Consider the following 17,304-nt stretch of genomic DNA (forward strand, 5'->3'; position numbering starts at 1 on the left):
TCAGTCCAGGCAGAACTCGTTGCCCTCGGGGTCGGCCATCACGATGAAGCCGGTGCCGAGGGGCGGTTCGGGCTCGAAGCGGCGGACCCGCGTCGCGCCCAGCGCCACGAGCCGCTCGCACTCGGCCTCGAGCGCCGCCATCCGCTCCTCCCCCTGGAGCCCCGGGGCCACCCGGACGTCGAGGTGGACCCGGTTCTTGGCGGCCTTGCCCTCCGGCACCTGCTGGAAGAAGAGCCGAGGACCGTCCCCGTCCGGGTCCTCGATGGCCGATCTGCTGTTGCGCTGGTCCTCGGGCACGCCGACCCGCGCGAGGAACTCGTCCCACGCGGCCAGCGGGTCGGCGCCCTCGGGCACGTCGACTCCGGGCGGGCCGGGGTGCGCGTAGCCGAGGACGTCGCGCCAGAAGCCGGACAGCGCGCGGGGGTCGTGGGCGTCGAAGGTGACCTGGAAGTGACGGCTCATCGGGTTGCTCCGTTCGCAGAGGGCCGGGTCCCACCCTGACACCCCACGCGGTCGGATCCCGTCCTACATCTCCGGCGCGACACGAAGAAAAGACCGGCCGAGCCGCCGGCGACCACGGCACGGGCATGGGCGCCGCGTCGACGCCGACGTTGCCCGGAGTAAAGCCGATCGAGAAAGAGGTCTAGACCCATACGTCTTATGTTCCTCGCCGCGTCACCCCATCTTCTATGAGCACAGCACCCGGTTGATGGTCCAGGCAACTGCCCCGGACCGGCTGGTGGCCGAGTCGGACGACCTCCGGCAGCGGGCCCGCGCGGTGCGGGTCGACCCGCCGCGCAACTCCTGGGGCTCGGTGCAGCCCAAGGCCGGTGACGGAGTGCTGGACGCCTTCCTCGTGCAGGCCGGCGTCCGGCTCCGGTCGTGGGACGTCGCGGGCGGCGGGGAGAACCTCGCCCTCAAGGGCACGGCGTCCGCGTCCAGCGTGGAGCAGGACCTCGACCGTCAGGCCCCGCGCCATGTCAACGACGGTCTGCTCGGCACCCGTTGGGCATCCGGCTACGCGGACGACGCATGGGTGCAGGTCGAGCTCGCCACCCCGGCGAGGGTCGCGGCGGTGACCCTCGCGTGGGAGAGCGCCTGCGCGAAGCAGTACACCGTCCAGACCTCGCAGGACGGCACGCACTGGACCACCGTCTCCACGCAGCGCCCCGAGAGCTGCGGCGACGACGTCGTCCGCCTCCCCGGCACGGACCCGGTCCGGTACGTCCGTATGCAGGGCGTGGAGCGCAGGACCACCTGGGGCTACTCGATCCACGAGCTGGGCGCCTACGGGGCCCCGGCCTCCTGAGGCCCGGGAGTCGAGCGCCTGGACGTCGCCGCGTCCTGCCCGACGCGGCGCGACTCCCGGACCGCGCGCCGTCAGCGCCCTCGTCGGGGCCCGCGGCACCAGGCTGTGGGCGGGCGACGATCACCTGTCAGTGGCCGGCTCTAGAGTCGGCCGCATGACAGCAGACCTGGTCCGGGATTCGTGGCGCCGCATCGACGCGTGGCTTCGCGAGTACGCGCCTCGCACGTTCGCCACGCTCCGGCCGCCCGCGGAGCACGAGGAGATAGCTGCAGCACAGGAGGAGCTGGGTGTCACCTTTCCCCCGGACCTGGTCGCTTCGCTGCTCTGCCACGACGGGGCGTCGGAGGGACCGGAGGCCTTCCTGTTCAGCACGCACGACCGGCTCCTCTCGGTGAGCGGGGTGCTCGCGGACACCGGGTTCCTGCGCAACACCGCCGACGGCCTCGACGACGAGGACGCCGAGTACTACTGGCACCACGACTACGTGAAGTTCGGTTCCTACGAGGCGACCTCGGACGGACTCATGGTCGACTGCCGCACCGGGCGGGACTCCTTCGGTGCGGTCGGACGGTTCTTCGACGAGACCGGCACCGGTTTCGGGAAGGCCGGCTCCCTGGGTGAGTACCTGGCGGAGCTGGCCGACGAGCTCGAGCGCGGCCGGGATGCCGGTGCCGTCACGTTCAACGGCCGGCTGATCTGGGAGTGGGCCATGTCCGCCCGCCCGGAGTGGGGCAGTGCGGACGACCCTCTCCCCGCCCGGGACGAGCGGCTACCGGAGCTGGACCTCTCCTGCAGCCCCACCGACCTCCTCCACGCGAGCCACCTGAACGCACTGGAGGAGCTCGGTGCGCTCATCGCGGTCCTCCCGCGGGAGCGGGTGGCCGAGGCCGCTCGCAGGCAGCTGCGCAGACTGGCGGTCGACACGGGCCTGCACAAGTACCCGGAGGTCGAATCGGCCCTGGACGCGCTGGAGCGCGGCGAGGCCCCCTCCCCGCCGGACCAGGCCGGCCCGCTCGCCCTGCGACTGCGCGCGGTGCTCGTGCAGGCCGAAGCCCACCGGGACAGCACGCGCAGGTGGGCCGCGGAGAAGATGCCGCACGGGATCTGGGGCTCGCCCTACCGGTCCGTGTACGAGAGCGCGACGATCCGGAGCCGCCTCACCGTCGACTGGCGTGCGGACCTCCACGCGGACCTGGGCAGTCCGCCACTGCCCCCGCTGCCCGACGAACGGTTCCTGGGGACCCTGAGCAACCCCGCCATCGACTCCAGCTGGTACGCAGCTCAGTACGCCCGAGGCCAGGACCGACCCCGGTGGTGACCACCCCGTCGCCCTCATGACCCGCTCTGCCCCGCACCCGGCGGCGTGCCCGATCCGTCCGGCACGCCGCCGGGTGCGGCTCCGACGCTTCGGTGGGCATAGCTGACATAAGGTGACCGAGGCCGCATATGTCCTCATAAGCGGCGATGCGGGAGACACCTGATGAGCGAAGAGACGCAGCGCCTGACGAGCGGGATCGGACTCGACGTGTTCGATCCGGCCCCCGTGGGCGTCCTCCTCGCCCGCGGCCCGGACCACCGCATCGTCTACACCAACACGCTCTACCGGCAGACCTTCGGCGACCGCCCGCTCGGCCGGTCCCTGCGGGAGGCCTTCCCCGACCTGGCGCAGACCGGCTACTTCGACATCCTCGACCGCGTGCTCACCACCGGCCACGCCGAACGGGTCTCCACGGCCCCCGTCGACGTGACCTATCCGGGCGAGGCCCACGGCGTCACGCGCTACTTCGACTTCAGCATCTCCCGGTCGACGTTCGGCGCGGGGGAGCACGGCATTCTGGCCGTCATCGTCGAGGTCACCGAGCAGGTCGAGGCCGCCGAACGCATCCGGGTCCTGGCCGAGGAGCGCCGCCGCGCCCTGCTGCGCTACCGCAGCCTGGTCAAGGCCGGGAGCCAGATGGTGTGGGTGACCGCGCCCGAGGGCGGCGTGATCGAGCCCAGCCCCGGGTGGGAGCGGGTGACCGGGCAGACCTGGGAGGAGTTCCGCGGCGACGGCTGGCTCGACGCCGTCCACCCCGACGACCGGGAGGACATCGTCAGGGAGTGGAACCGCGCCCTGGCCGACGTCCCCACCGACTTCACGCACGTCTACCGGCTGCGGCTGGCCGGCGGCGGCTACCGGCACTTCTCCATCTACGCGGCCCCCGTGCGCGACGGCGACACCGTCATCGAATGGGTCGGCACCTGCGCCGACATCGAGCAGCAGTGGCAGGCCGACCGCCGCGACACCCTGCTGGCCCGCGCCGCGGCCGCCACGGCCGACACGGTGCGGCTCCAGGAGATGCTGGACGCCCTCAGTCATGTGATCGTGCCCGACGTCGCCGACGCCTGCCGCGTCTACCTGCTGCCGCAGACCCTGGACCGTCCCGCCGGGGGCGCGCTGACCGCCGAACGCGTCGTCGCCCTCACCCGCCCCGGCATGCCCGACCTGCCTCCGCACCGCGAGGAGCACCTGCGGCCCGACAGCCTGCTCGCCCGCGCCATCGAGCAGGGCAGTCCCCTGTACGCAGCCTTCCCGCCGGGCGAGCCGCCGCCGGACCTGGCGGGACCGGCGGACGCGCCGTGGCTGTCCGGCGGCGTCAACAGCATCGTCCTGCTGCCCGTCGTCGTGGACGGCACCACCGCGGCCCTGCTCACCGCCTCCGTCAGCGACGACCGGCCGCCGCTCGGCCGCCCCGAGGTGGACCTGCTGCGCGATCTGGCCGAGCAGACGCACGCGCCGCTGCGCAGCGCCCTGGAGTACCAGCGCACCCGGCAGGTCGCCCTCGCCCTCCAGCGCAGCCTGCTGACCGCCCCGCCCGAGGTGCCGGGGCTGGACATCGCCGTGCGCTACCGGCCCAGCACCGTCGGCGCCGAGGTCGGCGGTGACTGGTACGACTCCTTCGTCCTGCGCGACGGTGCCGTCGTCGTGACCATCGGCGACGTCGCCGGGCACGATCTGCCGGCCGCCGTCACCATGAGCCAGTTGCGCAACATGCTGCGCGGACTCGCCCTGGACCGGGAGGAGCCCACCGGGGAGATCCTGCACCGCCTGGACATCTCCGTGCAGACCCTGTACCCCGAGGGGACGGCCACCTGCATCCTGGCCCGCGTGGAGCGGCCCGGCCCCGACGGCTTCCGCCTCCAGTACTCCGTCGCCGGCCACCCGCCGCCGCTGCTCGTCGCCCCCGACGGCACCGCCGGCTTCCTGACCGACGCCCGCAACCCCCTCATCGGCCTGGTGCCGGACCCCCGCTACACCAGCGCCCAGCAGCCCCTTCCGCAGGGCTGCACGCTGCTCCTCTACACCGACGGCCTGGTGGAACGCCGCGACGAGGACCTGCAGCAGGGCCTGGACCGACTGCGCCGTGCGGCGTCGAAGGCCGCGGAACAGCCCCTCGAGGTCCTGTGCGACGACCTCCTGGCCACCCTGCTGCCGGAGGGCAGCACGGACGACGTGGCGATGCTGGCCCTACGGGTGACGAACGGGGCGCCGCCCCAGCCCTGACCGCGCCCAGAGCATGACCGGCAGGCGGGTCTCGGAGCAGCAGGCGCCGCGTTCACAGGTGACGCCCGGGTGGGAGTCGATGAAGGGGCGGATCTCCATCGGCGGAGGCACTGACAACGCCCCCTGACGCCGGATCACCCGCCCCGCCCGTCCCGCCGGCCCCGCTCGGACCCGTGCACCCGCGCGTCCCGGCGGCCGGCGAAGGGAGGAATACGCGCCCCGCAATTTCTTCGCCTCGCATCGCATATGCGGTGGAATAACGCTGGAGCCCCTGGTAAATGCGAGGTCGACTTCCATGGGAGGCATCCGCCCCGATCGTCGGATCACCCTGCCCGCGGCCCCCGTGTATGTGCACTCCTACAGGACGGCAGCCCGGACCGGTGCCGGCCCGCAACGGAGCCTTGACCGGCGGCGCCGCGGCACCGTATTTTCGACCGAACGGACTCGTGAGCTGCTGGAAGGAGGCGAAGTCGGATGTCGATCATCTCCGACCTGCATCGCCTCGCGCAGCGGACCGTCTGGGTCCCGGGTCGCGTCGCACACGGCTGCTGAACAGCCTCTTCTCACCGGCGCGCCTGCTCAACGGCCCCGGTGTCCTCTGATCTTCTCGCCCGTCGGCGGCACGCCCTCGCATGCTGCATTTTCCGCCGGAATTCACACGCCTCAACTGCGTCACCGAAAAAGAAAGTCCCTGAAATGGCGACGAGCACCATCTGTACGACCGCGCTCCGAAATGAGGATGTGCCATGGTAGAGGCACGGATCACGGTCAACGGGAAGAGCACACCGATTTCCCCGGCCGCACCCCAGACGACGGTCCTGGATTTCCTGCGCGACCGCGGTCTCACCGGGACCAAGGAAGGCTGCGCCGAGGGCGAATGCGGCGCGTGTTCGGTCCTGGTGGCCCGCCCCGGGGTGAACAAGCCCACCGACTGGGTGGCGGTCAACGCCTGCCTGGTCCCGGTCGCCTCCCTCGACGGTCAGGAGATCGTCACCTCCGAGGGCCTGGCCACCGCCGGCGCACCCGGTACGCCGCCCGCACTGCACCCGGTGCAGGAGGAGATGGCGGTCCGCGGCGGCTCGCAGTGCGGTTACTGCACGCCCGGTTTCGTGTGCAGCATGGCCGCCGAGTACTACCGGCCCGACCGCTGCGCGCATGCGGAGGTGAAGACGGAGCCGGGCACGGACGGCGACGCCGCCCACGGCGCCGACGCCGAGCACGGCCCGAACGGGTTCGACCTGCACTCGTTGAGCGGAAACCTGTGCCGCTGCACCGGCTACCGCCCGATCCGCGACGCCGCGTTCGCCGTCGGCGCGCCCACCGAGGACGACCCGCTGGCGCGGCGCCGCGAGCAGGCCCCGCCGGCGCCGGTCGCCACCGAGTACACCCGGGACGAGGGCACCTTCGTCCGGCCGGGCTCCCTCGACGAGGCCGTCCGGCTGCTGCGCGAGCGGCCTGACGCGGTGGTGGTCGCCGGCAGCACCGACTGGGGCGTGGAGGTCAACATCCGCTCCCGCCGGGCCGATTACGTCGTCGCCGTCGACCGGCTGCCCGAACTGCGCGAGCTGCGCGTCGAGTCCGGCCACATCGAGATCGGCGCGGCACAGACGCTCACCGAGATCGAGCGGCGCCTGGACGGCGAGGTACCGCTGCTGGCCGAACTGTTCCCGCAGTTCGCGTCCCGGCTGATCCGCAACAGCGCGACCCTCGGCGGCAACCTGGGTACCGGCTCCCCGATCGGTGACAGCCCGCCGGTGCTGCTCGCGCTGGAGGCGTCGCTGGTGCTGGCCGACGCCGACGGCGAGCGCGTGGTCCCGCTGGCCGACTACTTCACCGGGTACCGGCAGAGCGTGCGCCGCCCCGGCGAGCTGATCCGCGCGGTGCGCGTCCCGCTTCCGCTGTCGCCCGTCACGGCCTTCCACAAGATCGCCAAGCGGCGCTTCGACGACATCTCCAGCGTGGCGGTCGCGTTCGCCCTCGACATCGAGGACGGCGTCGTCCGCAAGGCGCGCATCGGATTGGGCGGCGTGGCCGCCACCCCGATCCGCGCCCTGGCCACCGAGGCGGCCCTGGAGGGCAAGCCGTGGTCGACGGAGACCGTGGAGGCGGCGGCGCAGGTGCTCCGGGCCCAGGGCACGCCGATGAGCGACCACCGCGCCAGCTCCGAGTACCGCGCCGCGATGCTCGGCCAGAGCCTGCTGAAGCTGTACGCACAGACCCGTGAGGCGGTGTCGTCATGAGCCATCTGTCCGAGCGTCCCGAGAAGCCCGTCGTCGGTGTCTCGATGCCGCACGAGAGCGCGACCCTGCACGTCACCGGCACCGCGCTCTACACCGACGACCTGGTCCAGCGCACCAAGGACGTGCTGCACGCCTACCCGGTGCAGGTCATGAAGGCCCACGGCCGGATCCTGTCCCTGGACGCCGCGCCCGCGCTCGCCGTGCCCGGTGTGGTGCGCGTGCTGACCAAGGCGGACGTGCCCGGTGTCAACGACGCCGGCATGAAGCACGACGAGCCGCTCTTCCCCGACGAGGTCATGTTCCACGGCCACGCCGTCGCCTGGGTGCTCGGCGAGACCCTGGAGGCGGCCCGGCTCGGCGCGGCGGCCGTCGAGGTGGAGCTCGAGGAACTGCCCTCCCTGATCACGCTCCAGGACGCCATCGCGGCGGACAGCTACCACGGCGCCCGGCCCGTGATGGAGGCCGGCGACATCGACGCCGGTTTCGCCGACTCGGCGCACGTGTTCACCGGCGAGTTCCAGTTCTCCGGCCAGGAGCACTTCTACCTGGAGACGCACGCGGCGCTGGCCCAGGTCGACGAGAACGGCCAGGTGTTCATCCAGAGCAGCACCCAGCACCCGTCGGAGACGCAGGAGATCGTCGCGCACGTGCTCGGCGTGCCCTCGCACGAGGTCACCGTGCAGTGCCTGCGGATGGGCGGCGGCTTCGGCGGCAAGGAGATGCAGCCGCACGGGTTCGCGGCCGTCGCCGCGCTCGGCGCCAAGCTCACCGGCCGGCCGGTCCGCTTCCGGCTCAACCGGACGCAGGACCTGACCATGTCCGGCAAGCGGCACGGCTTCCACGCCAGGTGGAAGATCGGCTTCGACGCGGACGGCCGTATCCAGGCGCTGGACGCCACCCTGGTCGCCGACGGCGGCTGGAGCCTGGACCTGTCCGAGCCGGTGCTGGCCCGCGCGCTGTGCCACATCGACAACACCTACTGGATCCCCAACGCGCGCGTCGCCGGGCTCATCGCCCGCACCAACACGGTCTCCAACACCGCCTTCCGCGGCTTCGGCGGGCCGCAGGGCATGCTGGTGATCGAGGACGTCCTGGGCCGTTGCGCGCCGCTGCTGGGCCTCGACCCCATGGAGCTGCGGGAGCGCAACTTCTACCGGCCGGGCCAGGGCCAGACCACGCCGTACGGGCAGCCGGTCACACAGCCCGAGCGGATCTCCACCGTCTGGCAGCAGGTCCAGGAGAACGCCGGCATCGCCGACCGCAGGCGCGAGATCGCCGCGTTCAACGCCGCGCACCCGCACACCAAGCGGGCCCTCGCGGTCACCGGCATCAAGTTCGGCATCTCGTTCAACCTCACCGCCTTCAACCAGGGCGGCGCGCTGGTGCTGATCTACAAGGACGGCTCGGTCCTGATCAACCACGGCGGCACCGAGATGGGCCAGGGCCTGCACACCAAGATGCTCCAGGTGGCCGCGACCACGCTGGGCATCCCGCTGCACAAGGTGCGCCTCGCCCCGACGCGCACCGACAAGGTGCCCAACACCTCCGCGACCGCGGCGAGTTCGGGAGCCGACCTGAACGGCGGCGCGGTGAAGAACGCGTGCGAGCAGCTGCGCGAGCGGCTTCTCCAGGTGGCCGCCTCCCAGCTCGGCGCGAACGCCTCGGACGTCCGCATCGTCGACGGCGTCGCGCGCGCCCTGGGCAGCGACAGGGAGCTGGCCTGGGACGACCTGGTGCACACGGCGTACTTCCAGCGGGTGCAGCTGTCGGCGGCCGGTTTCTACCGGACCGAGGGGCTGCACTGGGACGCGAAGACGTTCCGGGGTTCCCCGTTCAAGTACTTCGCCCACGGCGCCGCGGCGACCGAGGTGGAGGTGGACGGTTTCACCGGCGCGTACCGCATCCGGCGGGTGGACATCGTGCACGACGTCGGCGACAGCCTCTCCCCGATGATCGACATCGGTCAGGTCGAGGGCGGGTTCGTGCAGGGTGCGGGCTGGCTGACGCTGGAGGACCTGCGCTGGGACACCGGCGACGGCCCGCACCGCGGCCGGCTGCTGACCCAGGCGGCGAGCACGTACAAGCTGCCGAGCTTCTCGGAGATGCCCGAGGAGTTCCACGTGACGCTGCTGGAGAACGCCACCGAGGAGGGCGCGGTCTACGGCTCCAAGGCGGTCGGTGAGCCACCGCTGATGCTGGCGTTCTCGGTGCGCGAGGCGCTGCGGCAGGCCGCCGCCGCGTTCGGGCCGGCCGGCATCAGCCTGGAGCTGGCCTCCCCGGCGACCCCGGAGGCCGTGTACTGGGCGATCGACGCCGCCCGCAAGGGGGGCGACGGCGAGGCCCGCGGGATCACCGCCGACGCCGACGCGCTGAGCCATGCCTGACATGACCTGGGTGGCCGCGGTCGCGCGGTTGCGGGCACGCCGGGAAGCCGGCGTGCTCGTGACCGTCGCGGCCGTGCGCGGTCACGCCCCCCGCAAGGCCGGCGCCAAGCTCGTCGTGGGACCGTCCGGGACGTGGGGTTCCATCGGCGGCGGCAACATCGAGGCGGTCGCGATCGACCGGGCCCGCGAGCTGATCGGCAGACATGACGCCGAGCCGGAGCTGATGGAGTTCAAGCTCAACGACAAGGTCACCAACCGGCACGGCGTCCAGTGCTGCGGCGGCGCCGTCACCGTCCTGCTCGAACCGCTGCCGGTGGTGCCGGCCGTGGCGGTGTTCGGCGTCGGTCACGTCGGGCTGGAGCTGGCCCGCATCCTGGCCCGCCACCACCTCGACCTGCACCTGGTCGACAGCCGCCCGGACATGCTCACCGACGAGCGGCTCGCGGTACTGGCGGACGCGGTGGCGCAGGTCCATGTGCACCACACGCCGCTGCTTCCGGAGGAGGTGCTCGAGGAGCTGGCGCCGGGCACCCACGTGCTGATCATGACGCACGACCACGCGGAGGACGCCGCGCTGGCCGACGCCGCCCTGCGCACCCCCGGGCTCGGCTCGATCGGCCTGATCGGATCGGCTGCCAAATGGACCCGGTTCCGGCACCGCCTGGCCACCGAGGGCGGCCACGACGCCGCCACCATCGACCGGATCAAGACCCCGATCGGACTGGCCGAGATCACGGGCAAGGAGCCCGCCACGATCGCGGTGAGCGTCGCCGCGGACCTGCTGCGCGCCTTCGAACAGGACGGACGCTGAGCGGTGCCGGTGGCGGGTGCCGACCGGCCCGGGTCTCGAGTCAAGCGACAGGGACGACGACGGACCGTCCTTGTAGAAATCTCCGAAGAGCCGGTCGCCGCCTGCGGGGTTTTCATGTTTTCCACCCCTAGCTGACACCCCTCGACCGGCTGTGTACTCCTCTCACGAGCCGCTCTCCTCCTGCCGATCGACGGTGCAGGCCGAGAGATGCGGCTCCGCCCCGCACGGGGCGGAGCGTCCGGGGAAGTCCCCACCCTGTCCGAGAAGGAGTGACCGTGACCGTGCACACCCAAGAAGCGAGCATCCAGGACCTCAAGCGCGCCTGGATGGAAGAGGCCATCGACCTCGCCACCACCAGCGTGCGCAACGGCGGCGGCCCGTTCGGCGCACTGGTCGCCAAGGACGGCAAGGTCGTGGCACTCGGGAACAACCAGGTCACCGCGACCCTGGACCCGACGGCGCACGCCGAGGTGAGCGCGCTGCGGGCCGCCTGCAAGGAGCTGGACACCTTCTCCCTCGAGGGCTGCGTGCTGATCACCTCGTGCGAGCCGTGCCCGATGTGCCTGTCCTCCGCGCTGTGGGCGCGCGTCGACGGGATCGTGTACTCCGCCGACCGGCACGACGCCGCTGTGGCCGGCTTCGACGACCGCAAGTTCTACGACCTGTTCGACAAGAAGCCGCAGGCGAACTGGCCGATGGGGATCGAGCACCTCGACCTGCCGAACCGCACGGCTCCGTTCGACGCGTGGCTGGCCAAGTCGGACCGCGTCGACTACTGATCCCGGCCCGCCCCACACGCCGGCGGCAGCCCCTCGCCGTGCCCGGAACAGCGGTGAGCCCGCACATCACCGCTGCCCGCGCCGACGGTCCTCCCTGCCCCGGCCGGCCTGTAATACCGCAGTAACGGCCGCTGCCTGGCGTCCGTGCTCCCCCGTACCGCCCCCGGAGGAGCACCCGATGCACCTGCCCCGACCGTCCCGGCGCAGACGCGCCATGTGGGCGGCGGCCTCGCTGACCACCGCGACCGCCCTGCTGACCGGCCCCCTGCCCGCGGCCACGGCCGCCGACTCCCCGACGAGTTCCGCCAAGGTGGACTCGGCTCTCCGAAGCGCCGTCCGCGGCGGCGCGGACGCGACCTTCTTCGTCGTCCTCCAGGACCAGGCGGACCTGAGCCGGGCCGGGAAGAAGACCTCGCACGCCGAGGCCGCGAGGACCGCCTACCAGGAACTGCGCGCCACCGCCGAGGAGGGACAGCGTTCGCTGCACTCCTTCCTCGACCGCAGGACGGTGGGCCACCGGGACTACTGGATCGCCAACGTGGTCCAGGTCACCGGTGACCTGCAGCTCGTGGAGGTGCTCGGGGCCCACTCCCCCGGCGAGACCACCGCCGCGGAGCCCGTCGCCCTGCACGGCCTCGCGTGGGCCGTGGCCCGCCGGATCCAGGGCCGCTACGAGGACGGGTACGAGGCCGCGCGCCGGGCCCTCGGGCCGGCCCGCCGGGTGCGGGGGACGGCGGGGCAGCTGCTGCTCGCCCGCTCCTACGCCACGCAGGCCGTCAACCTGGGCCTGGCCGGCCGGTTCGGCGAGGCCCGCGAGGCCGGCGACCTGGCGCTCGCCCCGGCCCAGGCGTACGGCGACCCGACTCTGCTCGGTTCGGTCCTGTCCACGCTGCGCGAGAACGCGCGGCGCCACGGCCGGCTGCACGACGCGGTGGGCTTCGGGCAGCGCGCCCTCGATCAGGCGGAACGGTCGGGGGACACCACGGCCGCCGCATTCGAACGCTCGAACCTCGCCGAACTGCGTCTTCTGCTGGAGGAGTTCGAGGCCGCCCGGGAACTCGCCGAGGCCGCGGTGTCGGGTGCCGACCTGGACGGCGCCTGGTGCCTGCCGTTCGCGCTGACGGCGCTGGCCCGGGTACGGCTGCGGACCGGAGCCGAGGCGTCCGCGGTCGAGGAGCTCCTCGACCGGGCCGAGGCCCACGCCGACCGGTCCGGCGACCAGCAGGCCCGCCACGAGACGGTCCGGGCCCGGGCCGAACTGGCCCTGCGCACCGGGCGCCCCGCAGAGGCCCTGCGTGTCCTCGACGGCGCCGCCGTCGGCGCGCCTGACCTGACGGCGTGGGCCGAGCTCCTGTCGGACCGGCCCGGGCCCGCCTGCGCCGTCGCCGGCCGGGAGGCGGACCGCGCGGCGGGCACGGGCGAGCGCCTCGCGGAGGTGGAGGCCCGCCTCGTGCACGCCGCCGCGCTGTCCCGCCTGGGCGAGGCGGAGTCCGCCGCCCGGACCCTCGCCCTGGCCACGGACCTGGCCCGCGCCCTGCCCTACCCGGCGGGACTCAGCCGCGCGAGGCAGGCGCGGCGGCTGTTCGTCCAGGTCCCTCCTCTTCTCGTCCAGGTCCCTCCTCTTCGTGCGCCGTCAGTCCCGGGCGGCGGTGTGGCCACCGTCCACGCGGATCGCGTCGATGCCGCTGATGTGGCGGGCCCCGCGGCGAGCAGGACGTGGACCGCACCCGACATCCCTGCCGTACAAACGCACATGCCATGCTCCAGGACCGAAAGTGCATGCTCATGCGAAGCAACAGGAGACTTGATCCTCGCATGTGCGGCATGATCGGGTGGTCGGCGGACCGCAGATGCGCCCGTCGAGGACCCCGAGGGAGTGAAACCGTGATGACCCGTTCCGCGCGTCGGACCCGCCGGATGCTCCAGGTGACCGGAGCGGGCGCCGCCGCACTGCTGGCCCTGAGCGCCTGCTCCTCCTCCGACGACGACTCCGCCGCCGGCTCCGGCGCCTCCTCGTCGCCCGGGGGTGCCGACAAGGTGTCCGGCACGGTGAACGTCTTCGCCGCGGCCTCGCTGACGGAGGGCTTCACCGAGCTGGGGAAGGAGTTCGAGAAGCGGCATCCCGGCACCAAGGTCGTCTTCAACTTCGGCGGCAGCGACTCGCTAGCCGCGGGCATCACCAGCGGCGCGCCGGCCGACGTGTTCGCGTCCGCCAGCCCCAGGACGATGAAGATCGTCACCGACGCCGGGGACGCCGCAGGGACGCCGGCCACCTTCGTCCGCAACCGGCTGGAGATCGCGACCCTGCCCGGCAACCCGGACGAGATCGCCTCTCTGAAGGACCTCACGGACTCGGATGTGAAGGTCGTGCTGTGCGACGAGGCGGTGCCGTGCGGCGCGGCGGCCCAGAAGGCGCTGACCGCCGCCGGCCTGAAGCTCACCCCGGTCTCCTACGAGGAGGACGTCAAGTCGGCGCTGAACAAGGTGGTCCTCAAGGAGGCCGACGCCGCGGTCGTCTACAGGACCGACGTGAAGGCGGCCGGTGACAAGGTGGAGGGCGTCGAGTTCCCCGAGTCGGCGAAGGCCGTCAACGACTACCCGATCACCCTGCTCGAGGACGCCCCCAACGCCGCGGCCGGCAGGGCGTTCATCGAGCTGGTGCGGTCCGCCGAGGGCCAGCGGGTCCTGACCGGGGCCGGGTTCACCGCGCCGTGACCCGGCCGCACGAGACCGGTGCCGCGGCCGCCGCCGTCCGGGCGGTCCGCGGCACCGCCGTGTGGGACTCCGCTCGGTCTCACACGGCGCCGCCGTCGCCTGTGCACGGGGTGGGTACGTCCGTCGGCCCGCCGCCGACAAACGCCACGTCCGCGACGACGGCTACCGAGGCGCGCCACCACGCCGCCCCGGAGAGAGCCGTCACCTTGCGCAGTCGTCACCTCGTCGGCCGGCCCGGCCGACGAGGCGCACGGGCGGACGGGTCACGGCCGTGCGCCGCGGGTGAGGACGACGGCGTAACGGCACACGGCGTCCGTGGTGTTGGCGAAGACCCGCTCGACGGGCGCGCCGAGTTCGATGGTGTCCCCCGCGCCGAGTTCGTGGACCGTGTCGCCGTCGTGGAAGGTCAGACGGCCGTCGAGGACCCAGACGACCTGCCGGACGAACGCGAAGGCCGCGGCCGGGTACGGCACGCGGGCACCGGCGGGCAGGCGGATCTCTGCGATCTCCGCGGGGAAGCGCGGGCTGGTGATCTGGCGGCGCTCGTAGCCGGTGGCGGGGTCGCGCCACTCGGCCGCGTCGTCCCGGCGACGCACTCCCCCGGCGGCGCCCCCGTGGCCCCCCGCCCCTTCCTCCCGCGTCCCTTCGGTCTGCACCCCGTCGGCCCGGGTCCCGTCGGCGAGGGACCCTTCGGCGAGGGCGAGCAGGGAGGCGACGCTGAGCTGGAAGGCGGCCGACAGCTTGCCCAGGACGACGGCGGTGGGGCTGCTCTCGCCGCGCTCGATCCGGCTGATCATGGCCTGGGAGACACCGGAGGCGTCCGCGAGCTGTGCCAGGGTCCACCGGCGGCGTTCCCGCTCGGTGCGGACGCGGGCCGCGATCTGCCCCACCAGCGGGTCTACTATATTAGCCATGAATCCACTATATGAGATACGCCGGACCGCCGTGACGGTGCGTCCCGCGCGCCCCGGTGACGGCGAGGCGGTCCGCGCGATCCGCAACGACGCGATCGAGCACTCGACGGCCCTGTGGACCGAGACCCCTCAGTCCCCCGCCGAGGGGGCGGTCTGGCTGGCCGCTCATCTGGAGCGCGGCTCGGCGTTCGTGGCCGAGGTGGACGGCGAGGTCGCCGGGTTCGCGGTCTACGGCCCCTGGCGCCAGCTGGACGGATACCGCCACACGGTGGAGGACTCGGTCTACGTCCGTGAGGGCAGGCACGGGCTCGGCATCGGCTCCGCCCTGCTCACCGGGCTCGTCGCGGCGGCGCGCGACGCCGGCCACCATGTCGTCGTCGCCGGCATCGAGGCGGAGAACACGGCGTCGGTCCGGCTGCACGAGCGGCACGGGTTCCGGCACGTCGGCACGGTGCCTGAGGTGGGCACGAAGTTCGGCCGCTGGCTCGACCTGACGCTCATGCGACTGCCGCTGACCTGATCCGCGGCCGACGCGGGGTCAGACGGCGGTGGGTGGTTCCGCGTCCCGTACCGCGCGCGCGAGTTCGCGGACGGGAGCCGTCTCTCCGGCCGTCGGCCAGATGAGGGCCCAGCCCACGGTCGGGGCGTCGACCGGGCGCAGGTAACGCAGGCCCGGCCACGGGTAGTAGCGGGCGGCCACGCCGTGGACGACGCAGATCGCCGTACCCGCCGCGACCACCGCGGCGACCTCCTGGAAGGTGGAGACCTTCGGGCCGCGCCGGATGGGCCGTCCGCCCGGTGTGTGCGTGGGCACCAGGGTCTGCTGCCAGTACTCCGGGATGGGCGTCGCGCAGTGCGGCAGTGTCCAGTCGGCCAGGTCCTCCATGCTGACCGCGTCGCGCCGGGCCAGCGGGTGTTCCGCGGCGACCATGATGACCGCCGGTTCCGCGACCACGACCGGGCCGACGGTGAGATCCGGTTCCCGGACGGGCAGCCAGGCCGTCGCCACCTCGACCGAGCCGTCGCGCAGCGGGCCGAAGGGGTCCGCGAAGGTCATCTCCTTGATCCGCAGGTCGATCTCCGGGTGCCGGCTGCGGAACAGGTCGAGGATGTGTGCCTGGTCAAGGGGCTGGGGACCGTGCAGGCCGAGGGTCAGCGTTCTCGTGGCACGGCCGGCCGCGGCCGCCGCCGCACGGGTGCCGTCGAGGATGCGCCGGTACCCGGCGCCGAGGTCATGGCGCAACTGCTCCCCGATGGCGGTCAGTTCGACCCTGCGGCTGTTCCGTGTGAAGAGGCGGGCGCCGATCTGCCGCTCCTGCTTGGCGATCGACTGACTGACGCGCGCCTGCGACACGTGCAGACGGTCCGCGGTACGGCCGAAGTGCAGCTCCTCGGCCAGGGTCAGAAAGATCTCGATGTCACGCAGCTCCACCCGCGCCCCCCGCCCCGATGCCCATCCCATAACTCCTCGCTTATCTGACCATGCGGAACCGGCCATTGTTCCTCACCGTCCCGCACTGCATCCTGATGCACGCACCTGATCGAGGGGGCGACTCCGCGCAGGAGCACGGTCCGAGGGGGACGAAGTGAGATCAATGGTCCGCACGGCAGCCCTGTCGACGGTGTTCGTGGCCGTATTGACCGCATGCGGGGGTGCGGTCAACACGGCCGGCGCGGGGGACGGGGGCAGCGGCCGGCAGGGCGGCGGCACCGGGGCCGGACAGGAGAGGAAGGCCCCGGCCACGCTGACCACGACGCAGATGCAGACGGCCCTCGCCGGCGAGGACGGCATCCCTGACGGCTGGGGCGGTCGCGGCACCGACCTCTACGAGGGCACGGAGGCCGTGGAGCACTGCGGATCCGACGCCGGGACCGGGTGTGCGGGGCTGACGGCCATGGCGATGCGCACGCTGGAGAACCAGACCCTGGAAGAACTCCAGGCGGGCATCGACGGTCAGTCGATGTACCTCAAGCTCTACTCGTTCGACACCGTCGAGAACGCCGTGGTGACCGCCGAGGCCATCGCGGCCGCCGAACGCGAGGAAGCCGGTGAGTCCGATCCGTTGGACATCACCACGGCCGCGGAGTACACGGACGCCTTCTCGGAAGAGCTCGGGCCGGACGAGTACAGCGCGACGGTGGTGATGCGGACCGGAGCCGTCGTGATCACCGTGTGGGGCATGGACCTCGAGAGCACGAACGACATGCAGCCGATCGCGAAGGGCCGGGTCGACCGCGTGCTGAAGGTGGCGGCGGGGAGGAATCCGGACGCCTAGGGGCTGCACCTCGCCGGTCCGGCGATCTCGACCGGGACGATGGACAGGCGGCCCTGTCCCCGGTGCCGGGAGGCGAGCGGGTCGCCGGCCTTCCGGAGGGCCTCGGCGATCCAGGCCCATGGCCCCGGGCCCGTCGCCGCGCCCCTCAGCAGGCGGCCGGAGGGGCGCGGGACGTCCCCTGCCCGAGCCCGCCGGGTGAGCGGACGGGTCACGTCCGCCGGACGTCGAAAGCCTCTGCGCGGGTCCCCTCACCGGGCACCGGAGTGCTTCGCACAGGCCCCGGGATCGATGCGCGACGCACGCTACAAGCTCGCGCGTTCTCTTCGGACGCC

14 protein-coding genes are annotated in these 17,304 nt (G+C 72.7%); 11 read left to right on the forward strand and 3 right to left on the reverse strand.

Features of this window, described 5'->3' with window-relative positions; genetic code table 11:
• Complete coding sequence (locus AB0E77_RS28755; protein WP_361576102.1) at positions 1-462, reverse strand: VOC family protein; 462 nt, start codon at positions 460-462, stop codon at positions 1-3.
• 247 nt (positions 463-709) lie between these two features.
• On the opposite strand from AB0E77_RS28755, the gene AB0E77_RS28760 reads away from it, so the two are divergent.
• The 9 genes from AB0E77_RS28760 to modA all read left to right on the forward strand — a co-directional run bounded on the left by AB0E77_RS28760 (position 710) and on the right by modA (position 13,782).
• Complete coding sequence (locus AB0E77_RS28760) at positions 710-1,309, forward strand: discoidin domain-containing protein (protein WP_361576105.1); 600 nt, start codon at positions 710-712, stop codon at positions 1,307-1,309.
• A 154-nt stretch (positions 1,310-1,463) separates the two neighbouring features.
• Positions 1,464-2,627, forward strand: coding sequence for an SMI1/KNR4 family protein (locus tag AB0E77_RS28765; RefSeq protein ID WP_361576108.1), 1,164 nt, complete (start codon positions 1,464-1,466; stop codon positions 2,625-2,627).
• A gap of 162 nt (positions 2,628-2,789) precedes the next feature.
• Complete coding sequence (locus AB0E77_RS28770; protein ID WP_361576111.1) at positions 2,790-4,853, forward strand: SpoIIE family protein phosphatase; 2,064 nt, start codon at positions 2,790-2,792, stop codon at positions 4,851-4,853.
• A gap of 746 nt (positions 4,854-5,599) precedes the next feature.
• The gene (locus AB0E77_RS28775; RefSeq protein WP_361576114.1) at positions 5,600-7,093 is read left to right on the forward strand and encodes an FAD binding domain-containing protein; all 1,494 of its coding nucleotides are present in this window, start codon (positions 5,600-5,602) and stop codon (positions 7,091-7,093) included.
• Positions 7,090-9,477 (forward strand): xanthine dehydrogenase molybdopterin binding subunit, encoded by a 2,388-nt coding sequence (gene xdhB / locus AB0E77_RS28780; protein WP_361576117.1) that lies wholly within the window; start codon positions 7,090-7,092, stop codon positions 9,475-9,477. The genes AB0E77_RS28775 and xdhB overlap by 4 nt, the downstream gene beginning before the upstream one ends.
• A gap of 1 nt (position 9,478) precedes the next feature.
• Entirely contained in the window at positions 9,479-10,288 is an 810-nt protein-coding gene (gene xdhC, locus AB0E77_RS28785; RefSeq protein WP_361576162.1) for a xanthine dehydrogenase accessory protein XdhC, read from the forward strand.
• Positions 10,289-10,557: 269 nt separating this feature from the next.
• A complete protein-coding gene (locus AB0E77_RS28790) occupies positions 10,558-11,067 on the forward strand; it encodes a nucleoside deaminase (protein WP_361576120.1) in 510 nt (169 codons plus the stop codon).
• Between the two features lie 178 nt (positions 11,068-11,245).
• Positions 11,246-12,895, forward strand: a complete 1,650-nt coding sequence (locus tag AB0E77_RS28795) for a hypothetical protein (protein ID WP_361576122.1) — start codon at positions 11,246-11,248, stop codon at positions 12,893-12,895.
• Between the two features lie 59 nt (positions 12,896-12,954).
• The gene (gene modA, locus AB0E77_RS28800) at positions 12,955-13,782 is read left to right on the forward strand and encodes a molybdate ABC transporter substrate-binding protein (RefSeq protein ID WP_361576124.1); all 828 of its coding nucleotides are present in this window, start codon (positions 12,955-12,957) and stop codon (positions 13,780-13,782) included.
• A gap of 263 nt (positions 13,783-14,045) precedes the next feature.
• Here the strand turns inward: modA and AB0E77_RS28805 are convergent, their stop codons facing one another.
• A complete protein-coding gene (locus tag AB0E77_RS28805) occupies positions 14,046-14,696 on the reverse strand; it encodes a helix-turn-helix domain-containing protein (protein WP_361576127.1) in 651 nt (216 codons plus the stop codon).
• On the opposite strand from AB0E77_RS28805, the gene AB0E77_RS28810 reads away from it, so the two are divergent.
• Entirely contained in the window at positions 14,695-15,216 is a 522-nt protein-coding gene (locus AB0E77_RS28810; RefSeq protein WP_361576130.1) for an N-acetyltransferase family protein, read from the forward strand. The two genes, AB0E77_RS28805 and AB0E77_RS28810, sit on opposite strands and share 2 nt — an antisense overlap.
• Positions 15,217-15,234: 18 nt before the next feature.
• Here AB0E77_RS28810 and AB0E77_RS28815 read toward each other — a convergent pair whose 3' ends face one another.
• Positions 15,235-16,158: a LysR family transcriptional regulator gene (locus tag AB0E77_RS28815; protein ID WP_361576133.1), complete on the reverse strand. Its 924-nt coding sequence runs from the start codon at positions 16,156-16,158 to the stop codon at positions 15,235-15,237.
• Positions 16,159-16,282: 124 nt separating this feature from the next.
• Here AB0E77_RS28815 and AB0E77_RS28820 point away from each other — a divergent pair, with 124 nt between their 5' ends.
• Entirely contained in the window at positions 16,283-16,972 is a 690-nt protein-coding gene (locus AB0E77_RS28820; RefSeq protein ID WP_361576136.1) for a hypothetical protein, read from the forward strand.
• Positions 16,973-17,304 lie beyond the last annotated feature (332 nt).

The sequence above is a fragment of the Streptomyces sp. NPDC032940 genome, from assembly GCF_040636935.1.
Classification (GTDB): Bacteria; Actinomycetota; Actinomycetes; order Streptomycetales; family Streptomycetaceae; genus Streptomyces.

Coding starts and splice junctions, on each gene's coding strand:
- AB0E77_RS28775 (WP_361576114.1), top strand. CDS start 5,600: ATGGTAGAGGCACGGATCACGGTCAACGGGAAGAGCACACCGATTTCC.
- AB0E77_RS28755 (WP_361576102.1), bottom strand. CDS start 462: ATGAGCCGTCACTTCCAGGTCACCTTCGACGCCCACGACCCCCGCGCG.
- AB0E77_RS28770 (WP_361576111.1), top strand. CDS start 2,790: ATGAGCGAAGAGACGCAGCGCCTGACGAGCGGGATCGGACTCGACGTG.
- xdhC (WP_361576162.1), top strand. CDS start 9,479: ATGACCTGGGTGGCCGCGGTCGCGCGGTTGCGGGCACGCCGGGAAGCC.
- AB0E77_RS28815 (WP_361576133.1), bottom strand. CDS start 16,158: ATGGGATGGGCATCGGGGCGGGGGGCGCGGGTGGAGCTGCGTGACATC.
- AB0E77_RS28805 (WP_361576127.1), bottom strand. CDS start 14,696: ATGGCTAATATAGTAGACCCGCTGGTGGGGCAGATCGCGGCCCGCGTC.
- xdhB (WP_361576117.1), top strand. CDS start 7,090: ATGAGCCATCTGTCCGAGCGTCCCGAGAAGCCCGTCGTCGGTGTCTCG.
- AB0E77_RS28795 (WP_361576122.1), top strand. CDS start 11,246: ATGCACCTGCCCCGACCGTCCCGGCGCAGACGCGCCATGTGGGCGGCG.
- modA (WP_361576124.1), top strand. CDS start 12,955: ATGACCCGTTCCGCGCGTCGGACCCGCCGGATGCTCCAGGTGACCGGA.
- AB0E77_RS28765 (WP_361576108.1), top strand. CDS start 1,464: ATGACAGCAGACCTGGTCCGGGATTCGTGGCGCCGCATCGACGCGTGG.
- AB0E77_RS28760 (WP_361576105.1), top strand. CDS start 710: ATGGTCCAGGCAACTGCCCCGGACCGGCTGGTGGCCGAGTCGGACGAC.
- AB0E77_RS28810 (WP_361576130.1), top strand. CDS start 14,695: ATGAATCCACTATATGAGATACGCCGGACCGCCGTGACGGTGCGTCCC.